This window comes from Brachybacterium halotolerans subsp. kimchii, from assembly GCF_020792675.1.
Taxonomy (GTDB): Bacteria; Actinomycetota; Actinomycetes; order Actinomycetales; family Dermabacteraceae; genus Brachybacterium; species Brachybacterium halotolerans.
Genome location: NZ_CP086254.1, coordinates 2,501,036 through 2,525,232 on the forward strand (window position 1 = coordinate 2,501,036; position 24,197 = coordinate 2,525,232).

Below are 24,197 nucleotides of genomic sequence, written 5' to 3' on the forward strand. Positions count from 1 at the left end.
CGGTGCCGGGCTCGTCGGTGTCGAAGGGAGGCGACCTCAGCGGAAGTGCGGGTCGTCGTCCTGGTCGCGCAGGGAGCCGAGCTCCGTGATCGGTGCGCCCTCGAGCTCCGCGCGCACCGCCACGTCGTCGAAGTCCAGGAGCTTCGTCGCCACCTCGTGGGCGTCGCCGTCGCCCACGAGGTGGTGCAGACGATTGGCGTCCCAGCCGTCGGGCTGCTCGCCGGCCTGCACCCGGCGCAGCGCTGCGACCAGCTCGGCGAAGCCGAAGATCCCGCCGGAGTCCTCGGGCGGACAGGCGCCCTCGCCGCCCAGCAGCTCGGCGGTCTCGACGGTGCCCTCGCTCTTGCCGGCGACCGCGACGCGATGCTCCCAGTCGTCCCCCATGTCGTACAGATAGGTCAGGACGGTGCCGTCGCCGAGGGCGTCCTCGAGGGTCACGCCGCGCTCCTCGGCCTCCTCGGACTCCGGCTCGAGGAGCCAGCGCGCGCTCGCCGTCCAGTAGCTCTCGCCGCGCCCGAAGCCGTGCCGGTGCCTGTCCTCCCAGCCCATCGCGATCTGCAGCACGTGGTGCAGATCGGTGAGCTGCACGTCGGAGGGCACGCGCACCTCCCGCCACACGGCGGGCTCGCAGTCGACGAGGGTCACGCGGAGATCGAGGATCGTCATGCGGCCCACGGTAGGCCGTTCGATGGGCGTCGGCCCGCCGCTCGAGCGAGCGACGGGCCGACGGGGTGGGGAAGCGGGTGCGGCTCAGGCCTGGGGAAGGTGCTGCTCAGGCCTGCTGGAAGGAGAGGCACTCGGCGGCGGCGCCGGCGCCCGGACCCATGCGCACGGAACCGGCCGAGCACTCGAGGTCCTTGTTGAACACGCAGTCGGTCTGCTGGCACGCGCCCACCTGGGAGACGACCTTCGAGAGGCCGCCCTTGGTGTCCAGGGGGATGAACGTGGCGCAGTCGTGATCGGCATCGACCGTCACCGCGAATGCGGTGCAGCCGTCATGGTTGTAGGAGCACCCGGTGACCGAGCACTCGGTCACCTTCGGCATCTCGATGGCGGTCATGTCTCCTCCTGTGCAGGTCAGCGCCCGTATCGCGGGCTCTGCAGGAAGAATAGACGCGGGATGCGCAGAATTCTAGAAAGGAATACCTGCCTTACCTCTTAAGGTGACGGAGGTATTTCGAAAAGCTCCTGCTTTTCTAAAACCCGTGGGGTTCGTAAATGCGTGCGCTGCCGAACGCCCCGGGGCCTGCACGGCGGCCCCCGAGGACCTGCACCGCGGTCCCCGCCGGTCCTCCGGGAGTGCCCCCTGGACTCAGTGGCCCCCGCCGGTATAGAGCTCGGGCGCGGGCAGGCCGCGCTCGGAGCGGACCCGTCGGCTGATGCCCTCGGTGGCGATGAGCGCGTCCACGACCTGGCCCGCCGTCACCGGGAAGGGCATCGCATGGATCGTCTCGCCCTCGACGGTCGCGGCCTCGGCGACGGCCTCGATCTCGTCGCGGTCCTCCGGGCTCAGTCCGATCTCGGTGAGCGTGTTGGGCAGTCCGACCTGCGTGGTGAAGGCGATGAAGTCCTCGATCTCCGCCGTCGGGGCTCCCTCGAGGATCAGCTGCGCGAGGGAGCCGATGTTGACCTTCTGGCCGTGGGTGAGGCCGTGGGTCTGCGGGGCGGCCGTGAGCCCGTTGTGGATCGCGTGCGCCGCGGCGAGGCCGCCGGACTCGAAGCCCAGGCCCGAGAGCAGCGTGTTCGCCTCGACCACTGCCTCCAGGGCGGGTGTGACGACGTGCGCGGCGACCGCGTCGAGCGCCGGCAGCGCGTTCTCCCACAGGATGTCCCAGCTCAGCTCCGCGAGCGCGGTCCCGGCGCGGGTGGGGCGCCCGCCCGCCATCGCGTCGGCCGTGCCGCGGCGGGTCGCTCGGGCCTCCAGCCACGTGGCCAGGGCGTCCCCGATCCCGGCGGCGAGGAAGCGCACGGGGGCGTGCGCGACGACCTGGGTGTCGATGAGCACCAGGTCGGGGTTGCGCGGGAAGAAGCGGTATTCGACGAACTCGCCGTCGGCCGTGTAGATGACGGCGAGCGAGGACGTCGGCGCATCGGAGGAGGCCGCCGTGGGCACGCTCGCCCAGCGGATCCTCGCGAGGTGGCCGGAGGCCTTCGCGGCGTCGATCGTCGACCCGCCGCCGAGTCCGACGATCACGTCGTGCCCGCCCGCGGCGATCACGTCGACCAGCGAGTCCACGGCCTCCGGGGTCGCGAACCGCTCGAAGCCCACGCGGGTCGCGGGAAGATCAGCCGCGGCGAGCGCACCGGTGACCTGCTGGGAGAACAGGCCCCAGACGGTGTCGTCGGCGACGATCAGCGGATTGCGGCCGAGGGCGGCGAGGTGGGTGCCGAGCTCGTCGAGCGCCCCCTTCCCCTGGACGTAGCGGCTGGGGCTGGCGAGGACGCTGAGCGAGGACGAGGTGGTGGAGGGCATGGCACGGCGCTCCTTCGGGCCGACGGTCGGGCCCGCCGCTGCGGGCCCCTGATGCCTCCGAGTCTTCGCCCGGGTCGAGGCGGCGGGCAACGGGGGTTCTCGTCGGCCGAGAAGGCGCCCGGGAGAGGCCGCTCAGGCGCGTGCGCGCCGCGCCCGCCACCTGTCCCAGGCCCAGCAGAGCGCCGCGAGGGCGCACATGATCACCAGGATCAGCCCGCCCACGGTGAGCGCGCTGGCGTAGCCCACCCGCGGGATGTCGATGAACGGGTACGGGTACCAGCTGGTCACGGCCCCGTGGACGAGGGTCCAGACCAGGTAGGCGAGCGGGAAGACCAGGCTCGCGGCGAAGGTGCGCGCGTGCACGTGGCCCCACGGGCCGATCGCCAGCCACACCACCGGCGCGAGCACCGGGACCAGCATGTGCTGGACGGTGTCCAGGAGCGTCGGCATGCCGGGGGCGATCACCGCGCCCGGGCGCAGCAGGAACCAGTTCACGACCCCGGTGATCACGATGCCCGTGACCGCGTTGAGGGTGAGCACGCGCAGGAGCGGCCCCGGACGTCGGCCGACCGTGAGCGAGACCGCGACGAGAGCGACGAACAGGTTCGTGAGGATCGTGAAGTAGGAGAAGTAGCGGACCACGCTCACGATCAGGCCGGGTCCGTCGGTCGGGGAGAGCGCGGTGCCCACGGTCTGCACGAACGAGCCGCACATCCCGAACACGGCGCACACCGCGACGATCCCCCAGAGGATCCGCGGGGCCGCGCCGAGCGGGGTGGTCGCACCTCCGGTGCCAGTCGAGGTGGGCGGGGGAGCGGGCGCGGCGCTGGGCATGCAGGCATTGTCCACCTGAGGGCGACCGCCCCTCAGTCCTGAGCGCGTCGGGCTCGTGAGAAGCCGACCCACACGAGCACCGCGATCAGCACGGAGCCGATCGCGAGCACGGCCCCTCCCACCAGCACCGCGCCGGTCACGCCCACCGCGGCGCCCAGCAGGGCGAGCGTGAGGCCGTTGCCGGTGCGCAGGCCGCTGCCGATCATGTTAAAGACGCCGACCACGCGTCCGCGCTGCTCGATCGGGGCGCGCAGCTGCACGACGGCCTGGCCGATCGACATCGCCGCCATGTTCGCGACGCCCCCGAGCACCAGGGCGATCACCGCGATCGCGTAGTGCGAGGTGGTCGCGACCACGACCGTCGTGAGCCCGAAGAGGAAGGTCGCGACGACGGCCGCGCGGGTGTCGGGCCGCACGATCCCGGTGGCCTCGAGCAGGAAGCCCCCGAGCACCCCGCCGGCGCCGTTGGCGAACAGCAGCACCCCGTAGCCGAGCCCCGCGGAGCCCGCGCCGAGAGCGTCGGCGAAGGAGGGCATCGAGACCTGCAGCGAGGAGCCGACGCACACCGCGACCAGGCCCGCGAGCACGATCATCGCGATCAGCACCGTGTCGGAGCGCACCGTGCGCAGCACCGAGAAGGAGTCCAGGATGCTCAGGCGCTCGCGGCGCACGAAGCCGCTGCGCGTGTGACCCGTGAAGGGGGTGCGCAGCATGAGCAGCGTCATCGGCAGGTAGAACAGGACGTTCGCGAAGATGCCCCATGTCGGCCCGAGCGCCAGCATCAGCACCGAGCCGACCACGGGCCCGGCGAGCACGCCGAGGCTGCGGAAGGTCGCGTTCAGGCGCACGGCGCCGGGGAGGTCCTCGGGCTCGGCGAAGTCGTGGAGCAGGAGCTGCTCGGCGGGGGCCCAGAGCGCGCCCGCGCAGCCGTGCAGGACCAGCAGCACGCACGCGTGCCACATCTCCAGCGTGCCCGTGAGGAAGAGGACGCCCCAGGCCAGGGACACGAAGGCGAACAGGCCCTGGGCGATCTGGATGATGCGCCGGCAGTCGAAGCGCTCGGCGAGCCCGCCGAGCCACACCGACAGCAGCAGGAACGGCAGCCAGTGGCTGATCACCTCGAAGCCCACCAGGCCGGGGGAGTGGAACCGGTTCCACAGCACCCAGTAGGTGATGACGTGCTCGATGTTGTCGCCCATCATCGAGAGCCCCGCGGTGAACAGGTACGGGCGCGAGTGCCCGTCGCGCAGGGCCGCGAAGCGCCGGGGTGCGGTGGCGGTCGTGCGGATCATCTCCTGGGGTGGGGTCGGTGCGAGGAGGGCCGACGGGGGCGAACACCGACCGCGGATCACCCTAGACCGCTCCGCACGCCCAGGTCATGAGTGGGTCACTGGATGGTCGGGCCGAGGGGTCCAGGGTCCGGATCTGCGACGCGACGACGCGGACGACGTGGGCGACGCGGACGACCGCGCAGGGCGGGCAGGGCGATCCCCGCGACCGCGGCGAGGAAGGCGCCCTGCATAAGGGTGCGCGGCACCAGGTGGTCCCACCACGGCAGGTCGTCGCCGGTCAGGGCGAGATGCACGTTCGCCGGGAACATGGCGACGAGGAGGATGCCCAGCCCGCGCGCGGCCCAGGGCGCCAGCCGGCGGTCCAGGAGTCCCAGCGCGCCGAGCAGCTCGAGGACCCCGGTCACGGTGACGACGGCCCCCGGCCACGGGAGCTGCCCCGGGACCATCGCGATCAGCTCCTCGCGCTTCCCGATGAAATGGACGGTGCCGGTGAGCAGGAACATCGCGCAGACCCCGGCACGCAGGGCGACGCCCTCGGGATCCGGGTGTCCGCGGCGACGCGCGATGACCTCCGCGGCGCCCGTGACCGTGACCAGGACGATCAATGGCTCCATGGCTGTTCCTTCCTCGGATGATGTCGGTGGGCATCTGCCGACGACCTCGCTTGACAGTGTCAAGCCCTGCGTCGAGGCTAGAACGCCGGCTTGACAGTGTCAAGCGTCGGCGCGACAGTGGGGGCATGCCACGATCCGACGAGAGCCTGAGCGCCGCACGGGACACCGGCCTGCGCGCGAGCCTGCTCTCCGCGGCCGAGGTCGAGCTCGCCGAGCACGGCCCCGAAGGTCTCCGGCTGCGCGCTGTCGCCCGCCGGGCGGGCGTCTCCCACGCCGCCCCCGGCTACGTGTTCGGGGGGATGCGCGGCATGCTCACCGCTCTCGCGACGAAGGGGTTCGGTGCGCTCGCCGAGCGGCTCGCGGAGGCGGGGGATCCCGCTCCGCTCACCGCCCTGGGCGAGGCGTACGTGCGCTTCGCCGCGCAGGAGCCCACCCTGTTCTCGCTCATGTTCCGCACCTCCCTGCTCGAGACGCGCGATCCCGACCTCATCGCCGCACAGCGGAGGGCCTTCGCGCCGATCGCCGCCCACGGCGAGACCCGCGAGCACGCCGTCATGTTCTGGGCCCTCGCCCACGGCGCCGCGATCCTCGAGCGCGAGGGGCAGCTGACCCGCGCCGTCCCGGGCGAGGGCGACGATGACCCGGCCGAGGAGATCGTGCGGCTCTTCGCGCAGACCCTGCGGGAGTGAACGCACCGCGGACCCCGTCCAGATCCCGCGCCCGGGCTTGACGCGCGAGCCCCCGCGGGGCTTCAGTTGGCCCCTGGATTCCGGGACGACCCGCCCCGGCACGACGACGTGGAAGAGGGGCAGAGATGGACGCATCGCGCGTGCGAGAGCTCTCGGACATGGCCACCATCAGGCTGCAGAACAAGCCGGGCACCGGGTCCTCGACCCGCGGCGGCTGGATGATGATCTCGACCATCCTCATCGAGGCGTGGGACCTGTACGCGATCTCGTTCCTGCTGATCTTCATCAAGAACGAGTACGAGCCGACGGCGGTCCAGCTGGGCCTGGCCACGGCGGCCGTCCAGGGCGGTGCCCTGGTGGGCGCGCTGATCGGCGGCTACGTGGCCGACCGTCTGGGCCGCAAGAAGGTCTTCCTGCTGACGATGGCGCTGTTCATCGTGCTGGCGATCATCCAGGGCTTCTCCCAGAACATCTGGGACCTGATCATCATCCGCTTCCTCATCGGCATCCCGCTGGGCAGCGACATCTCCAACGGCTACGCCTACATCATGGAGTCGATGCCCAAGGGCAAGCGCGAGCAGATGGGCAGCCGCTGGCAGTTCATGTTCGGCCTGGGCGAGGTCGCCGCGATCGTCATCGTTACGATCATGTACGCGACGGGCATGCCCCACGAGATCCTCTGGCGCGTGGGCCTCGCCCTCGGCGCGATCCCCGCGATCATCCTGCTGATCTCCCGCGTGAACCTCCCGGAGACCCCGCTCTCGCTCGTGCAGCGCGGGCGCTTCCGGCAGGCCAAGCAGTCCTCCGAGAAGCTGTTCGGGGACCCGCTGGAGATGCTGCCCGACGAGGACGTCGAGCTGCCCCGCGTGAAGGTCAGCGACTTCCTCAAGGTCATGTGGGCCGACCCGATCAAGAAGCGCAGCACCATCTTCGGCTGGATCTCCAACGCCATGCAGGGCGCCGAGTTCACCGCCTTCGGCTTCTACCTGCCGGTGATCCTCGTGGTCGCCGGCGTGGGCGTGAGCACGAGCGGCGACGGCACCGAGAGCTACATCGGCACCAACCTCATCACCGCGCTCATCTACTGCGTGGCGACGGTCTCCGGCTTCACCGCCCCGATCGTGCTGCCCAAGCTCGGCCACCGGGGACTCGCCATGGCCGGCTACGGGATGGCGTTCATCGGCCTGGTCGCGGGCGCCTTCGCGCTCGGGGCCGACATCAAGCCGCTGATCGTGATCGCCGCGCTCGTGCTCATGTGGGGCCACTACTGGGACGCCTCGAACGGCATGACGATCGTGTCGATGGTCGCCCCGCCGCGCTTCAAGGGCACGGCATCGGGATTCGGCTACGTGTTCGTGAAGGCGGCGTCGTTCTTCGGGGCCTTCGTCTTCCCGATCATGACGGCCGCCTGGGGCCCCGTCGGCGCGACCCTCGCCGTCTCCGTGCTCTCCCTGACCGGCTTCCTCTCCGCGAAGTTCATCCTGCCGGAGGTCTACGGCTACGTGGAGTCCGAGACCGCCCACCTCCAGGAGGCGGCACTGAAGGGCGAGCCCGAGGCATAGACGGAGGCATGGACGACGGGGGTCAGTTCGTCCCCGGGCCTCCGACCCGCAGCACACGACCACGCTCACGATGAGAGGACACCATGCCCGTTCCCGCCTACCCGGCCTCCGACTTCCCCGAGCGTCCGACGGCGATCGTCACCGGCGCCGCCTCCGAGCGCGGCATCGGCCGCGCGACGGCCCACCGGCTCGCACGCGACGGCTGGGCCGTCGCCGTGCTCGACCTCGACGGCGCTGCGAGCGAGGCCGTCGCCGACCGGATCACCGAGGAGACCGGCATGCCCGCGCTCGGTCTCGGCGTCGACATCGCCGACGAGCAGGCCGTGATCGACGCTGTGGCCCGCATCGACGCGGGGTTGCCGCAGCTCGTCGGGGTCGTCAACAACGCCGGGATCTCCTCGCCGACCCCGTTCACGGAGGTCGGCACCGAGGAGTGGAAGCGAGTGTTCGACGTCAACGTGCACGGCACGTACTTCGCGACCCGCGAGGCGGTGAAGGTGTTCCGCCGCCACAGCCTGGGGCGGATCGTGAACGTCTCGAGCGCCTCGGCCGAGCGCGGCGGGGGCGTCTACGGGCGCGCCGCCTACTGCGGGTCGAAGGCGGCGCTGCTGGGCATGGCCCGCACCTGGGCGCGCGAGCTCGGCGAGTATGGGATCACCGCGAACTGCGTGGCCCCCGGCTCGATCGACACGGACATCATGGGCGGCCGCCTGAGCGACGAGCGCAAGACCTTCCTGCTCCAGGAGCTGCCGGTGGGGCGCGTGGGCACCGTCGAGGACGTCGCCGGGGGCATCGCCTACCTGCTGGGCCGCGACGGCGGCTACCTTACGGGCGTCACCCTCGACATCAACGGGGGCTCCCACATCGCGTGAGCGGCGCGTGCGGCGCGTCGTCAGCCCGCGAGGGCGTCCGGGTTCACCACGTGGGGCGGGCGCTCGCCGCGCACGGCGGCGACCATGGCCGCGGCGATGCGGGCCTTGAGCTCCGCCTCCGACTCCTCGCTGTACCAGGAGGCGTGCGGGGTGAGCACCAGGTTCTCCTCGTCCAGCAGCGGTGAACCGGCGGGGATCGGCTCGGTCTCGAAGACGTCGAGCGCCGCGGAGCGCGGCCGTCCCGTGGGCAGGGCTGCGAGCAGCGCCTGGGTGTCCACGACGGCCCCGCGGCAGGTGTTCACGAGCATCGCCCCGGTCTTCAAGCGCCCGAGGGCGTCGGCATCGATCAGGTGGTGGGTCGCGTCGGTCAGCGGGACGTGCAGGGAGAGGACGTCGCTGCGCTCGAGGAGATCCTCGAAGGCGAGCACGGGCGTGCCGTCGGCCGAGGTGCTCCCGACCTCGAGCATCGGATCCGAGCCGACGACGGCGAAGCCGAGCGCCCGCGCCTTGGTCGCGGTCGCCCGGCCGATGCGGCCCAGGCCCACGACGCCGAAGGTCTGCTCGCACACGCGGTGCAGGGGCTTGATCGCCTCGAGCCCATAGCGGCCCGCGCGCACCCGCCGGTCGAGCTGCGCGGTGCCGCGCACCAGGGTCATGGCCAGCGCGATCGCGTGGTCGGAGACGTCCTCGATCGAGTAGTCGGGGACGTTGCACACGGGCACGCCGCGGACGGTCGCCGCCTCCAGGTCCACGGTGTCCACTCCCACGCCGTAGCGGCCGACGGCCTTCAGACCGGGCAGTGCGTCGAGCACGCGAGCAGTGATCGGGGCGTACTGCACGAGGATCGCGTCGGCCCCCTGAGCAGCGGCGATGACCTCGTCCTCAGTGATGGCCTGCGCCTTCACGAGTTCGATGCCGGCGGCGTCGGCCGCCCGCTGCTCCTCGGCGAAGGCCTCGTGGTCGCAGTCGACGATGGCGATGCGGGGTGCGGATGCGGCAGCGGTCGAAGATGCGGATGCGGGCACGATGCTCCTCCTCGAGCGGGCGTTCATGGGTGTGCGGCGGGCTGCTCCGAGGCTATGGGCGGGCGCGATCCGAGCGCATCGCACGTTCGCGCACTGGCACGGCCCGGCAGGGGAACGCCCCGGCAGGGGATGCCCCGGGCAACGGCCGGCCCGCAGCAGAACGATTCCGCAGCCGCAGCCGCAGCCGCAGCCGCGGTCGCAGTGGTAGCTCCAGCCACAGCGGAAGTGGCAGCTGCAGCGGAAGCGGCAGTGGCATGGGGAGGGGCAGGTGGCGAGCGGCATGCGGCATGCGGGGTGCGGCGTACGGCATGCGCACAGGGGAAGGTGCGGGAGCGTTACGAGTTGCGGTGGGAAATGGTCGGTAAGGGGCCGGCGTCGGAAGCGTCGATTTTCCACCGCAACTCGTAGCCTCCTGCCACCCCCATCCCTCTCGACGCCAAGCCGGGCTCCAGGTCCTTCTCGGCCCGGGCTCCCGGGAGGAGACGGACACGTACGACGACGGCCCCTCCGATCGTTGGATCGGAGGGGCCGTCGGATCGTGGGTCGTCGCGTGGAACCGTAGGCCGGCCGACCCGATTGCGACTCGGCTCGGCTCAGCCGACGAGGCTGATCGGCGGAAGTGACGGCCGAGGGCCGCGCCTCGAGTCAGTTCTCCTCGAGGGACCCGTCGTAGGCACAGATCGCGTCGACCTTCGCGGCCGACGACGAGTTCGGGTCGAACTCCAGATCCAGCCACACGTCCACCAGGGCCTTCGCGGACTCCAGCCCGATCACGCGCTCGCCCATGCACAGCACCTGTGCGTTGTTCGACAGGATCGAGCGCTGCACCGAGTAGAGGTCGTGCGCGGTCACCGCGCGGATGCCCTTGACCTTGTTCGCTGCGATCGCGACGCCCAGGCCGGTCCCGCAGATCAGCAGCGCGCGGTCGGCCTCGTCGGCCGCGACCTTCTCCGCCGCGTCGACCGCGACGTTGGGGTAGTAGGTGCCGTCCTCCCGGCCGGTGACGCCGACGTCGGTCACGGACGCGACCCGCTCGTCGGCCTCGAGAAGAGCCTTGAGCTCCTCCTTGTACCCGTATCCGGCGTTGTCCCCGCCGACGACGATCCTCAGTGCCATGGTGCTGCTCCTCGTGCTGGTGCTGGTGCTGGTGCTGGTGCTGGTGTGCGGTGTGCGGTGAGTGATGTGCGCAGGTGGTGCGTACTGGTGGCGCGGGGTGGTCGGGCCCTCCGGCCGGACTCAGGCCGCGGCGCCCTGCTTCTGGCGGTGGTCGAGCTGCATCTGGGCGTAGACGGCGGCGACACGGGTGGCCTCGATCATCGACTCGCCCTGGGCGATGCCCTTGCCGGCGATGTCGAAGGCGGTGCCGTGGTCCACGGAGCTGCGCATGAAGGGCAGGCCCAGGGTGATGGTCACGGCGTTCTGGAAGTCGTAGGTCTTGCAGGCGATGTGGCCCTGGTCGTGGTACATCGAGAGGATCGCGTCGTGGTGGCCGTCGAGGTTGAAGGCGAAGATCGCGTCGGCCGACTGCGGACCCACCGCGTTGATGCCCTGGGCCTTCGCGTCCTCGACGCCGGGGCCGATGTGCTCGATCTCCTCGGTGCCGAACATGCCGCCCTCGCCCACGTGCGGGTTCAGCGCGGCCACGCCGATGGAGGGATTCTCCATGCCCAGGGCGCGCAGCTCGCCGTCGATGTCCTGGAGGTACTGCAGCACGCGCTCGCGCGTGATCTGGTCGCAGGCCTGGCGCAGGGAGACGTGGCGGGTCAGGAAGAACACGCGCAGCTTGTGGCAGTTGAACATGGTCAGCGCGTACTTCGAGTCCGTGAGCGCCTGGTAGATCTCGGTGTGGCCGATGTGCGGGACCTCGGCCTCCTGCAGGGCGGCCTTGTTGATCGGGGCGGTGGAGACCGCGTCGATCCTCCCGGCCAGGCCCAGCTCGATGGACTTCTCGAGGTAGGAGTAGGCGCGCAGAGCGGCTGCCTTCTGGACTTTCCCGAACTCGATCTCGGCGTCGTTCTCGACGTCGGTCTGCAGCAGGTCGATCGTGCCCAGCTCGAAGCGGGCCTCCGAGGGGTCGGAGATCATGTGGAACTGCGCGTCGACGCCCTGGATCTTCGCGGCCAGCTCGAGGCTGTCGCGGTGGCCGATGACGAACGGGTCGCAGATCTCGTAGATCTCGGGGGACTGCATGGTCTTCAGGACGATCTCGGGGCCGATGCCGGCGGGGTCGCCGAGCGTGATCGCCATGGTGGGCTTGCGGGGCGCGGAGGCGGCGGACGCGTCCGCGGGCTGCGCCGTGGCGGTCGAAGTGGTGTCAGGGGCAGTCATGAGGAGAGGGTCCTTTCGTCGAACAGGCGGTTCACCGACTGGAGGGCGGTGACCTCGGTGCCGGTGAGTCCGCCCTTGCAGACCACCGGAAGATGTGCGTACGGGCCGCCTACGATCCCGGCCTGATCGACCTGAGGGATCACGTAGTCGACCATGGCGAGGCCGTCGGCCTCGAGGGCCTGGCAGGTGGCGACCATGACGTCGCCGCCCGTGAGATAGGCGCCGGCGAGGCGCTCGCGACCGATCTCGTCGAGCACCAGGCGGGCCAGCCGCCCGAAACGGTGCGTGAGCAGTGTGGAGATGCGATGGCCGGTGAGCCCGCTGGCCGCCTCGAGATCGGCCTTCGCGGTGCGGCCGCCGCTGATCACGGTGTCCAGGGCCAGCAGGGCCACGCGCACCGGCTCGGGCCCCTCCAGCAGGCCGCGCAGCTTCCCGCGCACGCGCGCCGCCTCGACCTCGAAGGAGGTCTCGTCGCCGATCAGGCGCAGCACGTCGGCCGTGAGCACCTGCGTGCCGGGCTCGGCCGCGAGCCGGGCCATCTGCTCGTGCGTGCGGGCCGATGCGCTGCCGGCGACCACGGCGATGGTGCCGTGCTCCGGCTCGGCCGACGGGGTGGTGCGCAGCGGCCGCTCGATGCTCTCGGCGCCGGCGAGCAGGCCCCGGTGCGCGGCCAGGCGCACGCTGAAGGGACCGGGGTCGACGGCCACCACACAGCCGCCGACGGCGACCACTGCGCGGGCGATCTCGTCGACGTGCTCGATCGTGGCCGCATCCAGCACGATCGCGCGCACGCCGCTCTCGTGCAGGCGCGCGAACCGCGCCCGCAGGGCGGCCTGACCGGCGAGGACGTCGGCGAGGCCCACGTGCGCGACCTCGCGGGAGAACTGGCGGGACAGCAGCGTGGGCAGGTGGGACTCGGTGACGGGCGTGCGGACGTCGCGCGCGACGTCGGTCTCGGCGAGCGGCACGGAGTCGATGAGCGAGTAGCCGCCGACGACGATCCGGCGGGACTGCGGCATCGCCGGGACGATGATCGCGGTCGGGTCCTCGCCGGCCTCCTCGAGGGCCGACATCATGCCTTCGACCTCGGGGCCGACGCCGACGCGCAGGGTCGTGTCGATGCGCTTGGACAGCTGCTCGGCGCCGAGGGCGAGCAGCTGCTCCGCCGCGTGGCGGACCCGGCCGAAGGCGACCTCGGGCTCCATCGCGCGGGAGTCCGTGGAGACGATGATCGCGTCCTCGTCGCCGGTCACGGCCTCGGCGATCCCGTGGTGGCGGAACAGCACCGTGGGGCGGGACCCCTCGCGGGCGATCAGCGCGCCCACGGTGGTCCCGCCCGTGAGGTCGTCGGCGACGATCCCGAGACGGCTCACGCGATCACCTCATGGGGGTCGTCGGAGGCGAGGGACGAGGGGCCGCCGGCGGCGGTGATCGCGCCCTGCTCCTTGCGCGGGCGGATCTCGGTGATGCTCAGCAGCAGCACGAAGCCGACCACGAGCACGCCCACGAAGTAGCTGAAGGCGATCGAGTAGCTGCCGGTCGCGTCGAGCAGCGCGCCCACGATGATCGGGGCGAAGAAGCCGCCCAGGTTCCCGCCCGAGTTGATGACGGCGATCGTGAACGGGTAGGTGCGCCCGGTGGTCAGGTTCATCGCGTACGAGGTGAACGAGGACCAGCCGATGTTGAGGAAGAACCCGGTGAGGATCAGGGCCGTGACCAGCAGCGGCGTGTTCTGCGGGATGACGATGACGAGCGCCATCATGATCGCGGTCATCAGCGCCGTGATCAGGGCGGTGGGCTTGCGGCGGCCGCGGAACAGGCGGTCGGAGACGGCGCCGCCCGCGATCGCGCCGATGATGCCGCCGATGAACGGGGTCGAGGCGACGAAGCCCATGCCCACGGCGTCGAAGCCGCGCGCATCGCGCAGGTAGGTGGGCACCCACGTGATCATGCCGTAGAGGACGTTGTTCATGAAGAAGTAGGCGAGCGTGATGCCCCAGACGTTCCAGGACTTCAGCACGGAGCGGGCGTCGCCCAGGGGAGCGGAGTCCTTGAGGCGGATGATGCGGTCGATGACCCCCATGTCGCCGAACTCGCGGGCGACGACCGGGACGGCGCCGGCGACGTCGCTGATGTAGTCGGCCTCGGCCTGGTTCACGAGCTTCGCGTCGCTCGGGCGGGAGCGGACCACGAGGAAGAAGACGATCGCCATGATCGCGCCGGGGATCGCGAACCAGTGGAAGACGGCCCGCCAGCCGGCGGCCTCCGCGATGAACACCGCGATGACGGGCACCACCAGCGGCGCGACCTGGGTGGAGGCGATGTAGACGCCGGTCGCCAGGCCCTTCTCCTTGGTCGGGAACCAGCGGTTGATCGTGGAGGTCATGCCGACGGGCGTCGGCCCCTCGAGCACGCCCAGCAGCAGGCGCAGCACGATGAGCATGACCGCGGTGGTCGTGAAGCCCATGAGGAAGGTGATCACCGAGAACAGCAGCACCGCGATCGAGACGATCGTGCGGGTGCCCATGCGGCCGATGAGGATGCCGGCGGGGATCTGGGAGATCGCGTAGCCCAGGAAGAAGAAGCTCGAGATCGCGCCCAGCGCGGTGTTCGAGACGTGGAACTCCTGCTGCATGTACGGCAGCACGGTGCCGACGTTCGAGCGGTCCGCCATCGCGACCACGTAGGTCAGGAAGATCGCGCCGAGGACGAGCCAGCGGTACTGGGTGGGTTTGCCGAGGCGGCTGCGCGGTGCGGACATCGCTCACTCCTTCGTGGTCCGGGCAGGTGAAGCGTGAGCAATCGTCGCATCGAGAGGGTGGATGAAGGCAATGAGGGGGCCTGAATCGGGAAAATGTGTCACTCTGGGGTTGGTGGCGCGAGGCGCGGGACTTTTCCCAGCGCCCACGTCATGGGCCGGGCGGGGTGCCCGGTGAGGACGGCTCGCCCCGGGGCCGCCCGCAGCGATCCGAAGGAGCCGACCATGCTCAGTCCGTCCCAGCGCGATCGCCTGGCCGACGCCGCGGAGCTCTACTGGGGCCGCGATCTGAAGGTCGAGGCCGTGGGCCGGGAGCTCGGCGTCTCCCGCTCGACGGTCTCGAGGATGCTCGCGCAGGCCCGCGCCGAGGGCGTCGTCGAGTTCCTCATCCACCGCGATCCCGATTCTCCCGCGATCCGCCGCCAGGAGCTCGAGGACCGCTTCGGCATCCAGGCCGTCATCGCCGACGTCCCGGCCGACGCGAGCGACGCCGCCCGCCGCCTCGCGGTGGGGCGGGAGGCCGCCGGGCTGCTGCTGGGCCTCGTCCTGCCCGACTCGACCCTGGCCGTGACCTGGGGTTCCACCATCGAGGCCGTCTCCTCGCAGCTCACCCACCGCCGCGTGCGCGGGCTGCACGTGGTCCAGATGCACGGCTCGGGCAACGTCGCGAGCCTCGGCAAGAATTACGGCACGGTGATCCTGGACCGCTTCGGCGGCGCCTTCGGGGCCGACGTGCATCTGTTCCCCGTGCCCGCGATCTTCGACTCCGCCCAGACCCGCCGCCTGATGTGGCAGGAGGGCAGCATCCGCCGCACCCTGGCCATGCGCGCGGGCGCGCAGATCCTGCTGACCTCCGTGGGCGTCCCCGACACCGACCATCCCAGCCGGCTCTACGAGTCCGGCTTCCTCACCGCGGGGGACGTCGAGGAGCTCGCGCGCGAGAGGACCGTCGGGAACCTCGCCTCGATCTTCTTCCGGGCCGACGGCTCGACCGACGGCATCGCCGTCAACGACCGTTCCACCGGCATGCCCTTCGACGAGGTGCGCCGCATCCCGGTGCGCCTCTTCGTCGCCGCCGAGGCAGGCAAGACCGAGGCCCTGCGCGCGGCCCTGACGGCCGGGCTCGTCACGCACCTGGTCGTGGACTCGACGACCGCGCGAGAGCTGGTGGCGGGGGAGTAGGGCAAGGGCCGAGCCCTCATGTCGGCGGTGTCGCGCCCGGTTCTCGCCGGCAGTCCGCCAAGCGTCGCCCGCACAGGTCCACGAGCTGTGCGTTCGAGGCGGCAACCGCGCCGTCGGGGAGCACCAGGGCGTCCTCGAGGCCGATGCGGGTGTCCAGGCGCAGTCCACGCGCGATCTCGAACGCGGGCCACGCGGAGCGCTCCTCGCCGTGCAGGAGGATGCGCGAGGCGGGGCGGGCCGCGCGGATGATGCCGAGGATCGTCCGGGCCTCTGCGGGCACCTGGTCGCCGGGGATGTCCTGGATCTCGACGAGCACGCGCGTGCAGCGGCCCGCGAGCGGTGAGACCGCCCACTGCTCGGCCGCCTCCCGGGTCCAGATCCCGGCCTCCACGCCGATGCCGCGTGAGAGCAGCAGGTCGGCGACGCCCTCGGCCCCGTCCTCGTGCCAGTTCACCGAGGCGACGTCGGGCAGCTCCTGCCACTCGCCGATGAGTGCGCAGCGCTCCGCAGGGGCAGAGGCGCTCCACGCACCCGTCGTCACTCCGAGCTCGACGCGCGGGCACGCGCCGCGGAAGGCCCGGATCCATCGATCGACGTGCTCGGACGCGAGCGAATCACAACCGTCCGGGTCCTTGGGGTGGACGTGGACGGATCCGACGCCCACGTGTGTCGTCGCCTTATTGACCTGCACGGACGCGGCGACGTCGGCCGCGACCGCCGACGGATCGGCGGACAGGGCCGGGTGTTCGTCAGGAGTGCGGGCGCCGTTCGGGCAGACCTGCAGAAGCATGCGCACACGCTAGTCGGAGGGGGTGACGGGCGAGGCCCTGCACAGGGTGCTCAGCGGCTCACGGCCGCGAGCCCCGCCCTCACGTCCTCGAGGAATGCTTCCGGCATCTCGAGCGACGGGAAGTGCCCGCCCGATTCCGGCTCGTGCCATCGCACGATGTCCCGGAAGCGCTCCCGCGCCCAGACCCGTGGCCAGGTCTCGATGTCGTGCGGGTGGACGGTGACAGCCGTCGGGACGCCGACGCGCAGTGCCGGGTCGAGCGAATCGTGGCTCTCCGCGTAGATTCGAGCGGCCGAGGCGCCCGTGCGGGTGAGCCAGTACAGCGTCACGTTGTCGAGGATCCGATCCCGGGAGATCGTCTCGAACGGGGTGTCCCAGGTGTCGGTCCACTCGGCGAACTTCTCCAGGATCCAGGCGAGGAGGCCAACAGGGGAGTCGACCAGGGAGTAGCCGATGGTCTGGGGGCTGCTCGCCTGCACCTTCGCGTAGGCGGCGCGTCGTGCCCAGAACGTCTGCGAGCGCTCGACCATCGCGCGCTCGTCGGGGGCCAGGGCCGCCGTGCTCAGTCCGGGAGGGGGCTGCGCGACGAGCGTGTGGATCCCGATGACCTGCTGCGGGAACCGCCCGCCGAGGACGGTGGTGATGACGCCGCCCCAGTCGCCGCCGTGCGCGAGGAAGCGCGGATATCCCAGGCGCTCCATGAGCTCGACCCAGGCGGCGGCGATCTTCTCGATGCCCCAGCCGGTGCTGTCCGGCTTCCCGCTGAAGCCGAAGCCCGGCAGGGACGGAGCGACCACGTGGAAGGCGGGGGCGTTCGGGTCGGACGGCTCGGCGAGGGCGTCGACGACGTCGACGAACTCCGCGATGCTCCCTGGCCAGCCGTGCGTCATGACCACTGGTGTCGCGTCCGGGCGGGAGGAGCGTCGATGCAGGAACGCGATGTCCAGTCCGTCGATCCGTGTGACCTGCTGTCCGATCTCGTGGAGGCGTGCCTCGAAAGCTCTCCACTCGTAGTCCGTGCGCCAGTGCGCGATGAGCTCGGTGAGGTCGGCGAGCGGGACGCCCTGGGCCCAGCGCTGCGGGCCCGGGCCGGAAGGGCGAACGGTCTCCGGCTCGGGAAGCCGTGTCGATGCGAGTCGAGCACGGAGGTCCTCGAGATCGCTCTCGGGGGTCTCGACGCGGAGCTCTCGGATGTCTCGGGTGGTGTCGGTCATGACGTCTCCTATCCAGGGAGGGGTGCGTGGGGCTTGAGCGATCGAGGGAACCGGCTAAGGGAGTTCGGAACCAGCGTAGACGGTTCGCGGCAAGTGTCGAACGGTCGGCAGGGCGGCCGAGTCGGGAGGCTCGAGAACGGGCTACGGTGGTTCCATGCCTGCAGAACCTCCGGAATTCCGACTGGGCAGCGTGCTCTCGACGAGCTTCACCGCCACGCTCACCGAGCGGTGCGGAGCGCCCGTGGAGCGCATCCCGACCCCCGACCGGCTCAAGGAGTGGCTGGCGATCTTCGGGCTCGACGTCCCCTCCTGCAGCGCGGTGCAGCTCGAGCGCGCGCGGGAGCTCAGAGAGGCGATCCACGCCGCGGCTACGACGTCCGCGGGTGGCCGGGACCTGCCCTCATCGGCCGCGGAGGTCATCAATGCGCGCAGCGCCGGCGGTCATGCGTCGACGCGACTCTCGCCGACGGGGGAACGGGTGTGGGAGCTGCGTTCGACGCGGGCCTTCGAGGATGCGCTCGGCGTCATCGCCGCCGACGCGATCGACATCATCTCCGGCGCGCGCGACGGCCGCCTCGCGCTGTGCGCCTCACCGACATGCCGTGCCGCGTTCTTCGACACCAGCCGCAGCCGCACCCGGCGCTGGTGCGACATGAACACCTGCGGGAACAGGGAGAAGAAGGCGCGCTTCAGCGCGCGTCATCCGTGAGCGGCGCACGACGCCCGCTCATCCCTGGCACACCCCACTCGCCCACGTCCCGATCCGCGCGATCTCCGCGGCGAGCTCCGGGGGCTCGATCACCTCGATCGGCAGGCCCAGCCATGCGAGCTGCATCGCGATCCAGGTGAGGTCGCGGGCGCCCGAGCGCAGGATGCACGCGTCCTCTCCGTCGGCCGTGATCGTGCCGGCGAAGGCGGGGATGCGCGGCGCGACCTCGCTCGCAGGGCGCAGGATCCGCACCCGGGCGCCGATCGGGTACGCGCCCACGCTGATCGACTCGCGCACGTAGGACTCGATGTCGGGGGTGGTGCGGGCTGTGAAGCGGAAGGTGCTCGCGCGCACTTCGTGCATGCGGTCCAGGCGGAAGGTGCGCCAGTCCTCGCGGTCGAGGTCCCAGGCGAACAGGTACCAGCGGCCCTGGATCGAGAGCACGCGGTAGGGCTCGAGGCGCCTCGTCGCGCGGTGACCGTCGGCCCGCTCGTAGTCGACCCGCACCTGCACCCTGTCCCGCACGGCCCGCGTGAGCGTGACCAGGGTCGAGGAGAGGATGCCGCCGGTGCCCGCGTGCGGCTCCACGACGTGCAGGGCGTCGGTGATCGCCGAGACCTCGGCGCGCACGCTGGGAGGGAGGATCCCGTCGAGCTTCGCGAGCGCGCGCACGGCCTGCTCGCCGAGACCGTCGATCCCCGATCCGGCCGCGAGCCGCAGGGCGACGGCGATCGCGGTCGCCTCGTCGCCCTCGAGCAGCAGGGGAGGCAGGGCGCGCCCGGCGCCCAGCTGGTAGCCGCCGCCGTGCCCGTTCGAGGCCAGCACCGGGTATCCCATGTCGCGCAGGCGGTCCACGTCGCGCCGCACCGACCGGGTGGTCACGCCCAGCTCGTCGGCGAGCTCGGGACCGGTCCACACGGTCCGCGACTGCAGCAGATTCAGCAGGCGCAGGGTCCTGCGGGTCACGTCGCTCATGGGAAGAGTCTGCACGAGATCGCGGACAGGAACTGTCCGCATGGGCGAGGAGTATCGGTTCTGCCGGTCGACGGGAACCGCCGTCGGCCGATCGCTCCGCCGTCCGGCGGACGTCCCGTCGGCGCCACGGCGCGCCGCACGACCCGAGGAGATCGAGATGTCCTTCCTGACCGCAGACGTGACCGACGAGCGCGATGCCCTCGCGACCTTCGCCTCCCAGCAGATCCGCCAGCTCGGGACGACCCTGCACGGCCTGACGCCCGAGCAGCTCGCCGCGACCCCGAGCGCCTCGGCCATGAGCCTCGGCGCCCTGGCCAGGCATGCCCTCTTCGTCACCGAGAACATCCTCGCCGGCATCATCGAGGCGCCGCAGCCCAGCGCCGGCGCCGAGCGCACCCCCGAGCAGGCGCAGGCCGAGGGCACGATCGACGCCGCGGCGATCCGGGCGGACGACACGGCGCAGGGGCTCATCGACGCCCTCGAGGAGCAGGCCCGCTCCGCCGACTCCCTGCTGCGGAAGGTCGACCTCGACACCGACGTCCCGATCCCCGACGCCCCGTGGTTCACCGGCGCCGAGCGCTGGAACAACCGTTGGAGCGCCCTGCATCTCATCGAGGAGCTCGCCCGGCACACCGGGCACGCGGACATCATCCGAGAGAGCATCGACGGCAAGGGCACCTACGAACTCAACGCCCTCGCCGAGGGCGGCACCTGGCCGCCCGCCGGCTGGTGAGCAGAAGGAGAGCACGATGAACGGCCAGCACGTGACCTTGTCCGAGCACGGGAACTACGACCAGATCACCACCCGCGGCGCCCTCCTCGCGCAGATCGAAGGGCACTGGGAGGACATCGCCCGGCCCCGCCTGGAGGGCCTCGCCGACGAGGAGTACTTCTACGATCCGACGCCCGAGACCGCCGGTCCGGCCTGGAGCGTGCACTCGCGCAGCGAGGTCCGCTCGGGCACGCAGGGCGGCAGCGGCGAGATGGTGATCGACTTCGAGTTCCCCGAGCCCACCCCGCCTCCCTTCACGACGATCGCCTGGCGGCTCGGGCACGTGATCGTGGGCGTGCTCGCCATGCGCAGCCACGGCCACTTCGACGGGCCCGAGGTCGACTACTTCAGCTGGGACTACGCGGGCGGCGCGCAGGACGCCCTGGCCCAGCTCGATGCCGAGTACGCGCGCTGGATCACCGGGCTGCGCTCCTGGAGCGAGGAGGACTTCTCCCTGCCCTGCGGTCCCGCCGAGGGCCCGTACGCCGAGTACCCGCGGGCCGCGATCGTCGCGCACATCAACCGGGAGCTCATCCACCACCTCGCCGAGATCGCGCTGCTGCGCGACCTGCACGCGCACCGGGGCTGAGCGAAGGTCTCGGGCTCGGGCTCGGGTCCGGGTGCGGCCTCGGATCAGCGCAGCACGTCCGCGGCCGACGGCGCAGGGATCTCGGCGTCGAAGGGGAGCATCGGCCGGGTGATCCGGCGGTGGCCCAGCCGCACGAGGTCCTGGTCGACCCCGCCCGGGGTCAGCGCCATCATCCAGTCGGCCGCCGCGGCGTGCTGGTCGGGCTCGAGGTACCCCATCTTCACGACCACCACGTCGGCCCCGGTCATCGTCAGGCCCAGGCGCGCGAACATCGCCCCGGTCGAGAACTGCGCACGGCGCGAGGTGACGACGAGCCGCAGCCCCGTCGGCCGCTTGCCCGTGGGCTGCGGCTCCAACGGCGACTCGCCTCCCGCCGGCGCGAGCACCCGCAGCACCGCCGCGACGCCGGTCGCGGGGGAGTGGTCGAGCGCCTCGACCTCGATGTGCAGCGGCACGGGACCGGGGTCGCGGGCATCGATGCGTCCGCCGACGACGACGTCCCCGCGCCGGCCGACGCCCAGCTCGGCCGCGCGCCCCGCCGTCTCGGGATCGACGATCGAGACCAGCAGCGCGGTGACCTCGCCCGCACGGATCTCGGGCCGTGCGGCGAGAGCGGCGAGGCAGCCGGTCGTGTCGTCGGCCCCGCCCGCGCCGGGGTTGTCCCCGGAGTCCGAGATCCAGAACGGCCGTGCAGGGGAGGCGACCGCCGTATCCAGGCACTCCTCGAGCGTGCCGGTGGGAGCGACGAACACGAAGTCGTGCCGGGCCTCCCAGATCGCGGTCGCGAGCTCGAGGGCGGCGGCGTCGACCGCCTCGCCGTCGGCCCCGAAGGCGACGACCGCCGCCTGGCAGCGAGGCTCGTCGGCCCAGGCGAAGCCGATCCAGTATGAGACGTCCGTGACGCCCTCGCGGGCGGCGAGCTCCGGGATCCGCGCATACAGCGAGGCCGCGGGCTCGACGCGGGTCGAGGTCATCTCGCCGGGCAGCAGGATCGGCACGTGCACGAGCGCCCGATGGGGCTTCGGGGCCGGGAGGTCGACGGGCGCTGCTGCGAGGGCGTCCAGGAGGCTGCGCACGGCGCGCTCGCGGGTCTCGGCGACGTCGACGTGCGGAGCCGTGCGGTAGCAGGTCAGCTGGTCGCAGCCAGCGAAGAGCGCCGGCGAGACGTTCCCGTGCAGGTCCATCGAGGTGCCCACGAGCACGTCCTCGCCGATCACCTCGCGGATCGCGGTGATCAGCGCGCCCTCGGCGTCGTCCATGCCGCGCACGCTCATGGCGCCGTGGATGTCGAACCAGAGGGCGTCGAGCGGGACACCGTCGGATCCGGCGACGAGCGCGGCGAGGCCCTCGAGGATCTCCGCGCACCAGGCCTCGAAGTCCGCCCGGTCCAGCGGCCCGCCGGGAAGGGCGCCTGCGTGCAGCACGCCGTGCCACGCGGCCGCCTCCCGCAGCGGCGATCCCGCGGCGAGGAACGGGTGGCGCTCGAGCACGGCGTCGCCCCGGCGCACGTCGAAGTCGACGGCGGTCGACACGTACGGCGTGAAGGTCGAGGACTCGATGTGGATCCCGCAGACCGCGATCCGCGGGAGGGCAGTACCCGCCGCGGCGTGCGGACGCGTGCTGGAGGGTTCGTGGGGCATCGGTGCTCCGTGATCGTCGTGCGAAGTGGCGCGGATGGCGGGGAGGCGTGGACTGCGGGGCGAGGCGTCGAGAGGTGCGGGACGGATCGACCCGTCCGGCGGGCCGCGGGACGGCGGTGACCCCGCGCACGCCGGCGTCCTACGATCCTTCCATGAACGAGCGCCTCGCCCTCCTGCCCCGGGGTCTGATGATCCTCGTCGGCCTCGCGGCGATCTGGCTCGTGCTCGAGGGAATGCAGGAGGTCGCGGGCCTGGTCGTGCCCGTGTTCCTCGCCCTGAACCTGCTGATCGCGGTCCAGCCCCTCGCCCGCGGGATCGAGCGCCTGGGCGCGCCCCGGATCCTGGGCTCGGTCGCCGCGATGCTCACCGTGCTCCTCGCGCTCGCCGTCTTCTTCCTCGCGATCGGTTGGTCGATCTCCCAGCTGGTAGGGCAGCTGCCCCGGTACGGCACGGAGTTCAACGCGCTGCTGCAGAGCAGCCTGGACCGCCTCGCCGGCTGGGGAGTCGGCCAGGACCAGATCGACCAGTGGCTCTCCGACTTCAACTTCTCGAGCCTCTTCGGACTGCTGAACCAGGCGCTCAGCTCGCTGGGCGCGCTCGGCGGACTGCTCGCCGCGGCGGTCGCGACCATCGTCTTCTTCGGCCTGGACGCGGCGGGCCTGCCCGAGCGCCTCGACGTGGTGCGCCGGACCCACCCCCGCGCCCACCACGCGCTGCTGGACTTCGCGCACTCGGTGCGGACCTACTGGCTGGTCACCACCGCTTTCGGCGCCGTCGTCGCGGTGATCGACGGTCTCGCCCTGTGGGCGCTCGGCGTGCCGCTGCCCGGGGTCTGGGCCGTGCTGCTGTTCCTGTGCAACTACATCCCGAACATCGGCTTCATCTTCGCGATGATCCCGCCGACGCTCATGGCCCTGCTCGCCCAGGGCCCCTGGACCGCGGTCGCGGTGGTCGCGCTCTGCGTCGCGGTCGCCATGATCCTCCAGGGACTCGTGCAGCCGCGGGTCACCGGGCACGCCGTGGGACTCTCCGCGAGCGTCTCGTTCCTGTCGGTGCTGTTCTGGTCCTGGGTGCTCGGCGCCGCCGGAGCGCTGCTGTCGGTGCCGATGACGCTGCTGGTCAAGGAGCTGTTCGTCGACTCCGACCCGCAGGCGCGGTGGCTGAACGCATTCCTCGCCGACTCGCCGCGGGCGGCGGAGGAGTCCCCGGCGGATCGGATCGCGGCGAGCGGGGCCGACGGGGCGGAGCACGGTGGGACGACCGGCGGGGCGGAGCCGGAGGAGACGGCCGACGGGGCGGAGCCGGGCGTTGCCGGACATGACGAGAGGACCGACGCGGACTGATCCGTCGGCCCCGCATCTCGCTCCGGGGCGGCGTCAGAGCGCGGGGTCCTGCGGGTCGTCGGCCGCCACCCCGAGCTGCCAGGTGACGCCGAAGCGGTCCTGGACCCAGCCGAAGGGGCCGAAGCCGTAGTCGTCCAGCGGCATCAGGGCCATGCCGCCCTCGACGAGCGCGCCGAACACGCGCTCCTGCTCGGCGGCGTCGGCGCAGTCGATCCACAGCGAGATGCCCGGGGTCATGTCCCAGTCGTGCCTGATGAGGGTGTCGCTCAGGCGCAGGCGCTGACCTGCGACGATCTCGATCTCGGCGAGCTGGACGGCCTCCGCCGGATCGTCCAGGGTCTCGAGGCCGGGCGCACCCTCCGGCCACGCCTGGCGGCTGACCACGCGGCCCTCGTCGAACAGGCTCGTGTACAGGGCGATCGCTTCGGCGGCGTGCTGGCCGCGCGCGGGCTGGAGCGTGAGGAACGGGAGCATGCGGCGCATCGGGGCCTCCGGTGGTGGGATGCGATTCCAGGCGGATGAGACCTCCAGTATGG

At 71.6% G+C, this 24,197-nt stretch carries 24 protein-coding genes; 8 read left to right on the plus strand and 16 right to left on the minus strand.

Features of this window, described 5'->3' with window-relative positions; all coding sequences use genetic code 11:
- Positions 1–36 precede the first annotated feature (36 nt).
- From Bra3105_RS11265 to Bra3105_RS11290, 6 genes are all read right to left on the minus strand, one after another.
- A complete protein-coding gene (locus tag Bra3105_RS11265) occupies positions 37–666 on the minus strand; it encodes a plasmid pRiA4b ORF-3 family protein (RefSeq protein WP_228356781.1) in 630 nt (209 codons plus the stop codon).
- Between the two features lie 106 nt (positions 667–772).
- Complete coding sequence (locus Bra3105_RS11270; protein ID WP_200502019.1) at positions 773–1,060, minus strand: DUF1540 domain-containing protein; 288 nt, start codon at positions 1,058–1,060, stop codon at positions 773–775.
- 252 nt (positions 1,061–1,312) lie between these two features.
- Positions 1,313–2,473 carry a glycerol dehydrogenase gene (locus Bra3105_RS11275; protein WP_228356782.1) on the minus strand — a complete coding sequence of 387 codons (1,161 nt, stop codon included), beginning with the start codon at positions 2,471–2,473 and terminating at the stop codon, positions 1,313–1,315.
- Positions 2,474–2,605: 132 nt separating this feature from the next.
- Positions 2,606–3,307 carry a Pr6Pr family membrane protein gene (locus Bra3105_RS11280; RefSeq protein ID WP_228356783.1) on the minus strand — a complete coding sequence of 234 codons (702 nt, stop codon included), beginning with the start codon at positions 3,305–3,307 and terminating at the stop codon, positions 2,606–2,608.
- Between the two features lie 32 nt (positions 3,308–3,339).
- Entirely contained in the window at positions 3,340–4,599 is a 1,260-nt protein-coding gene (locus Bra3105_RS11285) for an MFS transporter (protein ID WP_228356784.1), read from the minus strand.
- Positions 4,600–4,694: 95 nt separating this feature from the next.
- Positions 4,695–5,213 carry a DoxX family protein gene (locus tag Bra3105_RS11290; RefSeq protein ID WP_228356785.1) on the minus strand — a complete coding sequence of 173 codons (519 nt, stop codon included), beginning with the start codon at positions 5,211–5,213 and terminating at the stop codon, positions 4,695–4,697.
- 125 nt (positions 5,214–5,338) lie between these two features.
- On the opposite strand from Bra3105_RS11290, the gene Bra3105_RS11295 reads away from it, so the two are divergent.
- The 3 genes from Bra3105_RS11295 (at position 5,339) to Bra3105_RS11305 (ending at position 8,336) form a co-directional block, all read left to right on the plus strand.
- Positions 5,339–5,902 (plus strand): TetR/AcrR family transcriptional regulator, encoded by a 564-nt coding sequence (locus Bra3105_RS11295; RefSeq protein ID WP_228356786.1) that lies wholly within the window; start codon positions 5,339–5,341, stop codon positions 5,900–5,902.
- A 125-nt stretch (positions 5,903–6,027) separates the two neighbouring features.
- Positions 6,028–7,464: an MFS transporter gene (locus tag Bra3105_RS11300; protein ID WP_228356787.1), complete on the plus strand. Its 1,437-nt coding sequence runs from the start codon at positions 6,028–6,030 to the stop codon at positions 7,462–7,464.
- 83 nt (positions 7,465–7,547) lie between these two features.
- On the plus strand, positions 7,548–8,336 hold the full coding sequence (locus Bra3105_RS11305; protein WP_228356788.1) for an SDR family NAD(P)-dependent oxidoreductase: 789 nt from the start codon (positions 7,548–7,550) through the stop codon (positions 8,334–8,336).
- A gap of 20 nt (positions 8,337–8,356) precedes the next feature.
- Here Bra3105_RS11305 and Bra3105_RS11310 read toward each other — a convergent pair whose 3' ends face one another.
- From Bra3105_RS11310 to Bra3105_RS11330, 5 genes are all read right to left on the minus strand, one after another.
- Positions 8,357–9,361 (minus strand): C-terminal binding protein, encoded by a 1,005-nt coding sequence (locus tag Bra3105_RS11310; RefSeq protein ID WP_228356789.1) that lies wholly within the window; start codon positions 9,359–9,361, stop codon positions 8,357–8,359.
- A gap of 645 nt (positions 9,362–10,006) precedes the next feature.
- A complete protein-coding gene (locus Bra3105_RS11315; protein WP_228356790.1) occupies positions 10,007–10,477 on the minus strand; it encodes a ribose-5-phosphate isomerase in 471 nt (156 codons plus the stop codon).
- 120 nt (positions 10,478–10,597) lie between these two features.
- Positions 10,598–11,689: a 4-hydroxythreonine-4-phosphate dehydrogenase PdxA gene (pdxA, locus tag Bra3105_RS11320; protein ID WP_228356791.1), complete on the minus strand. Its 1,092-nt coding sequence runs from the start codon at positions 11,687–11,689 to the stop codon at positions 10,598–10,600.
- Entirely contained in the window at positions 11,686–13,062 is a 1,377-nt protein-coding gene (locus Bra3105_RS11325; protein ID WP_228356792.1) for a four-carbon acid sugar kinase family protein, read from the minus strand. Before Bra3105_RS11325 ends, pdxA begins: the two co-directional genes overlap by 4 nt.
- Positions 13,059–14,450: an MFS transporter gene (locus tag Bra3105_RS11330; protein ID WP_228356793.1), complete on the minus strand. Its 1,392-nt coding sequence runs from the start codon at positions 14,448–14,450 to the stop codon at positions 13,059–13,061. Before Bra3105_RS11330 ends, Bra3105_RS11325 begins: the two co-directional genes overlap by 4 nt.
- A gap of 222 nt (positions 14,451–14,672) precedes the next feature.
- On the opposite strand from Bra3105_RS11330, the gene Bra3105_RS11335 reads away from it, so the two are divergent.
- Positions 14,673–15,629, plus strand: a complete 957-nt coding sequence (locus Bra3105_RS11335) for a sugar-binding transcriptional regulator (RefSeq protein WP_228356794.1) — start codon at positions 14,673–14,675, stop codon at positions 15,627–15,629.
- A gap of 16 nt (positions 15,630–15,645) precedes the next feature.
- Here the strand turns inward: Bra3105_RS11335 and Bra3105_RS11340 are convergent, their stop codons facing one another.
- On the minus strand, positions 15,646–16,419 hold the full coding sequence (locus tag Bra3105_RS11340; protein ID WP_228356795.1) for a 3-keto-5-aminohexanoate cleavage protein: 774 nt from the start codon (positions 16,417–16,419) through the stop codon (positions 15,646–15,648).
- Between the two features lie 50 nt (positions 16,420–16,469).
- A complete protein-coding gene (locus tag Bra3105_RS11345; protein ID WP_228356796.1) occupies positions 16,470–17,633 on the minus strand; it encodes an epoxide hydrolase family protein in 1,164 nt (387 codons plus the stop codon).
- 154 nt (positions 17,634–17,787) lie between these two features.
- Between Bra3105_RS11345 and Bra3105_RS11350 the strand changes: the two genes are divergently transcribed.
- Entirely contained in the window at positions 17,788–18,342 is a 555-nt protein-coding gene (locus Bra3105_RS11350) for a CGNR zinc finger domain-containing protein (RefSeq protein ID WP_228356797.1), read from the plus strand.
- 18 nt (positions 18,343–18,360) lie between these two features.
- On the opposite strand, the gene Bra3105_RS11355 is transcribed toward Bra3105_RS11350, so the two are convergent.
- Complete coding sequence (locus Bra3105_RS11355; protein ID WP_228356798.1) at positions 18,361–19,317, minus strand: helix-turn-helix transcriptional regulator; 957 nt, start codon at positions 19,315–19,317, stop codon at positions 18,361–18,363.
- Positions 19,318–19,474: 157 nt separating this feature from the next.
- Between Bra3105_RS11355 and Bra3105_RS11360 the strand changes: the two genes are divergently transcribed.
- Both Bra3105_RS11360 and Bra3105_RS11365 read left to right on the plus strand, forming a co-directional pair.
- Positions 19,475–20,050, plus strand: a complete 576-nt coding sequence (locus tag Bra3105_RS11360) for a mycothiol transferase (protein WP_228356799.1) — start codon at positions 19,475–19,477, stop codon at positions 20,048–20,050.
- A gap of 16 nt (positions 20,051–20,066) precedes the next feature.
- Positions 20,067–20,678 carry a DinB family protein gene (locus Bra3105_RS11365; RefSeq protein ID WP_228356800.1) on the plus strand — a complete coding sequence of 204 codons (612 nt, stop codon included), beginning with the start codon at positions 20,067–20,069 and terminating at the stop codon, positions 20,676–20,678.
- Between the two features lie 44 nt (positions 20,679–20,722).
- On the opposite strand, the gene Bra3105_RS11370 is transcribed toward Bra3105_RS11365, so the two are convergent.
- Entirely contained in the window at positions 20,723–22,318 is a 1,596-nt protein-coding gene (locus Bra3105_RS11370; RefSeq protein ID WP_228356801.1) for a M81 family metallopeptidase, read from the minus strand.
- 152 nt (positions 22,319–22,470) lie between these two features.
- On the opposite strand from Bra3105_RS11370, the gene Bra3105_RS11375 reads away from it, so the two are divergent.
- Positions 22,471–23,661 (plus strand): AI-2E family transporter, encoded by a 1,191-nt coding sequence (locus Bra3105_RS11375; protein WP_228356802.1) that lies wholly within the window; start codon positions 22,471–22,473, stop codon positions 23,659–23,661.
- A gap of 33 nt (positions 23,662–23,694) precedes the next feature.
- Here Bra3105_RS11375 and Bra3105_RS11380 read toward each other — a convergent pair whose 3' ends face one another.
- Positions 23,695–24,144 (minus strand): VOC family protein, encoded by a 450-nt coding sequence (locus tag Bra3105_RS11380; protein WP_228356803.1) that lies wholly within the window; start codon positions 24,142–24,144, stop codon positions 23,695–23,697.
- Positions 24,145–24,197: the final 53 nt, after the last annotated feature.

Coding starts and splice junctions, on each gene's coding strand:
- Bra3105_RS11365 (WP_228356800.1), top strand. CDS start 20,067: ATGAACGGCCAGCACGTGACCTTGTCCGAGCACGGGAACTACGACCAG.
- Bra3105_RS11345 (WP_228356796.1), bottom strand. CDS start 17,633: ATGACCGACACCACCCGAGACATCCGAGAGCTCCGCGTCGAGACCCCC.
- Bra3105_RS11350 (WP_228356797.1), top strand. CDS start 17,788: ATGCCTGCAGAACCTCCGGAATTCCGACTGGGCAGCGTGCTCTCGACG.
- Bra3105_RS11290 (WP_228356785.1), bottom strand. CDS start 5,213: ATGGAGCCATTGATCGTCCTGGTCACGGTCACGGGCGCCGCGGAGGTC.
- Bra3105_RS11270 (WP_200502019.1), bottom strand. CDS start 1,060: ATGACCGCCATCGAGATGCCGAAGGTGACCGAGTGCTCGGTCACCGGG.
- Bra3105_RS11360 (WP_228356799.1), top strand. CDS start 19,475: ATGTCCTTCCTGACCGCAGACGTGACCGACGAGCGCGATGCCCTCGCG.
- Bra3105_RS11275 (WP_228356782.1), bottom strand. CDS start 2,473: ATGCCCTCCACCACCTCGTCCTCGCTCAGCGTCCTCGCCAGCCCCAGC.
- Bra3105_RS11315 (WP_228356790.1), bottom strand. CDS start 10,477: ATGGCACTGAGGATCGTCGTCGGCGGGGACAACGCCGGATACGGGTAC.
- Bra3105_RS11305 (WP_228356788.1), top strand. CDS start 7,548: ATGCCCGTTCCCGCCTACCCGGCCTCCGACTTCCCCGAGCGTCCGACG.
- Bra3105_RS11300 (WP_228356787.1), top strand. CDS start 6,028: ATGGACGCATCGCGCGTGCGAGAGCTCTCGGACATGGCCACCATCAGG.
- Bra3105_RS11375 (WP_228356802.1), top strand. CDS start 22,471: ATGAACGAGCGCCTCGCCCTCCTGCCCCGGGGTCTGATGATCCTCGTC.
- pdxA (WP_228356791.1), bottom strand. CDS start 11,689: ATGACTGCCCCTGACACCACTTCGACCGCCACGGCGCAGCCCGCGGAC.
- Bra3105_RS11355 (WP_228356798.1), bottom strand. CDS start 19,317: ATGAGCGACGTGACCCGCAGGACCCTGCGCCTGCTGAATCTGCTGCAG.
- Bra3105_RS11295 (WP_228356786.1), top strand. CDS start 5,339: ATGCCACGATCCGACGAGAGCCTGAGCGCCGCACGGGACACCGGCCTG.
- Bra3105_RS11335 (WP_228356794.1), top strand. CDS start 14,673: ATGCTCAGTCCGTCCCAGCGCGATCGCCTGGCCGACGCCGCGGAGCTC.
- Bra3105_RS11340 (WP_228356795.1), bottom strand. CDS start 16,419: ATGCTTCTGCAGGTCTGCCCGAACGGCGCCCGCACTCCTGACGAACAC.
- Bra3105_RS11330 (WP_228356793.1), bottom strand. CDS start 14,450: ATGTCCGCACCGCGCAGCCGCCTCGGCAAACCCACCCAGTACCGCTGG.
- Bra3105_RS11285 (WP_228356784.1), bottom strand. CDS start 4,599: ATGATCCGCACGACCGCCACCGCACCCCGGCGCTTCGCGGCCCTGCGC.
- Bra3105_RS11380 (WP_228356803.1), bottom strand. CDS start 24,144: ATGCGCCGCATGCTCCCGTTCCTCACGCTCCAGCCCGCGCGCGGCCAG.
- Bra3105_RS11280 (WP_228356783.1), bottom strand. CDS start 3,307: ATGCCCAGCGCCGCGCCCGCTCCCCCGCCCACCTCGACTGGCACCGGA.
- Bra3105_RS11265 (WP_228356781.1), bottom strand. CDS start 666: ATGACGATCCTCGATCTCCGCGTGACCCTCGTCGACTGCGAGCCCGCC.
- Bra3105_RS11370 (WP_228356801.1), bottom strand. CDS start 22,318: ATGCCCCACGAACCCTCCAGCACGCGTCCGCACGCCGCGGCGGGTACT.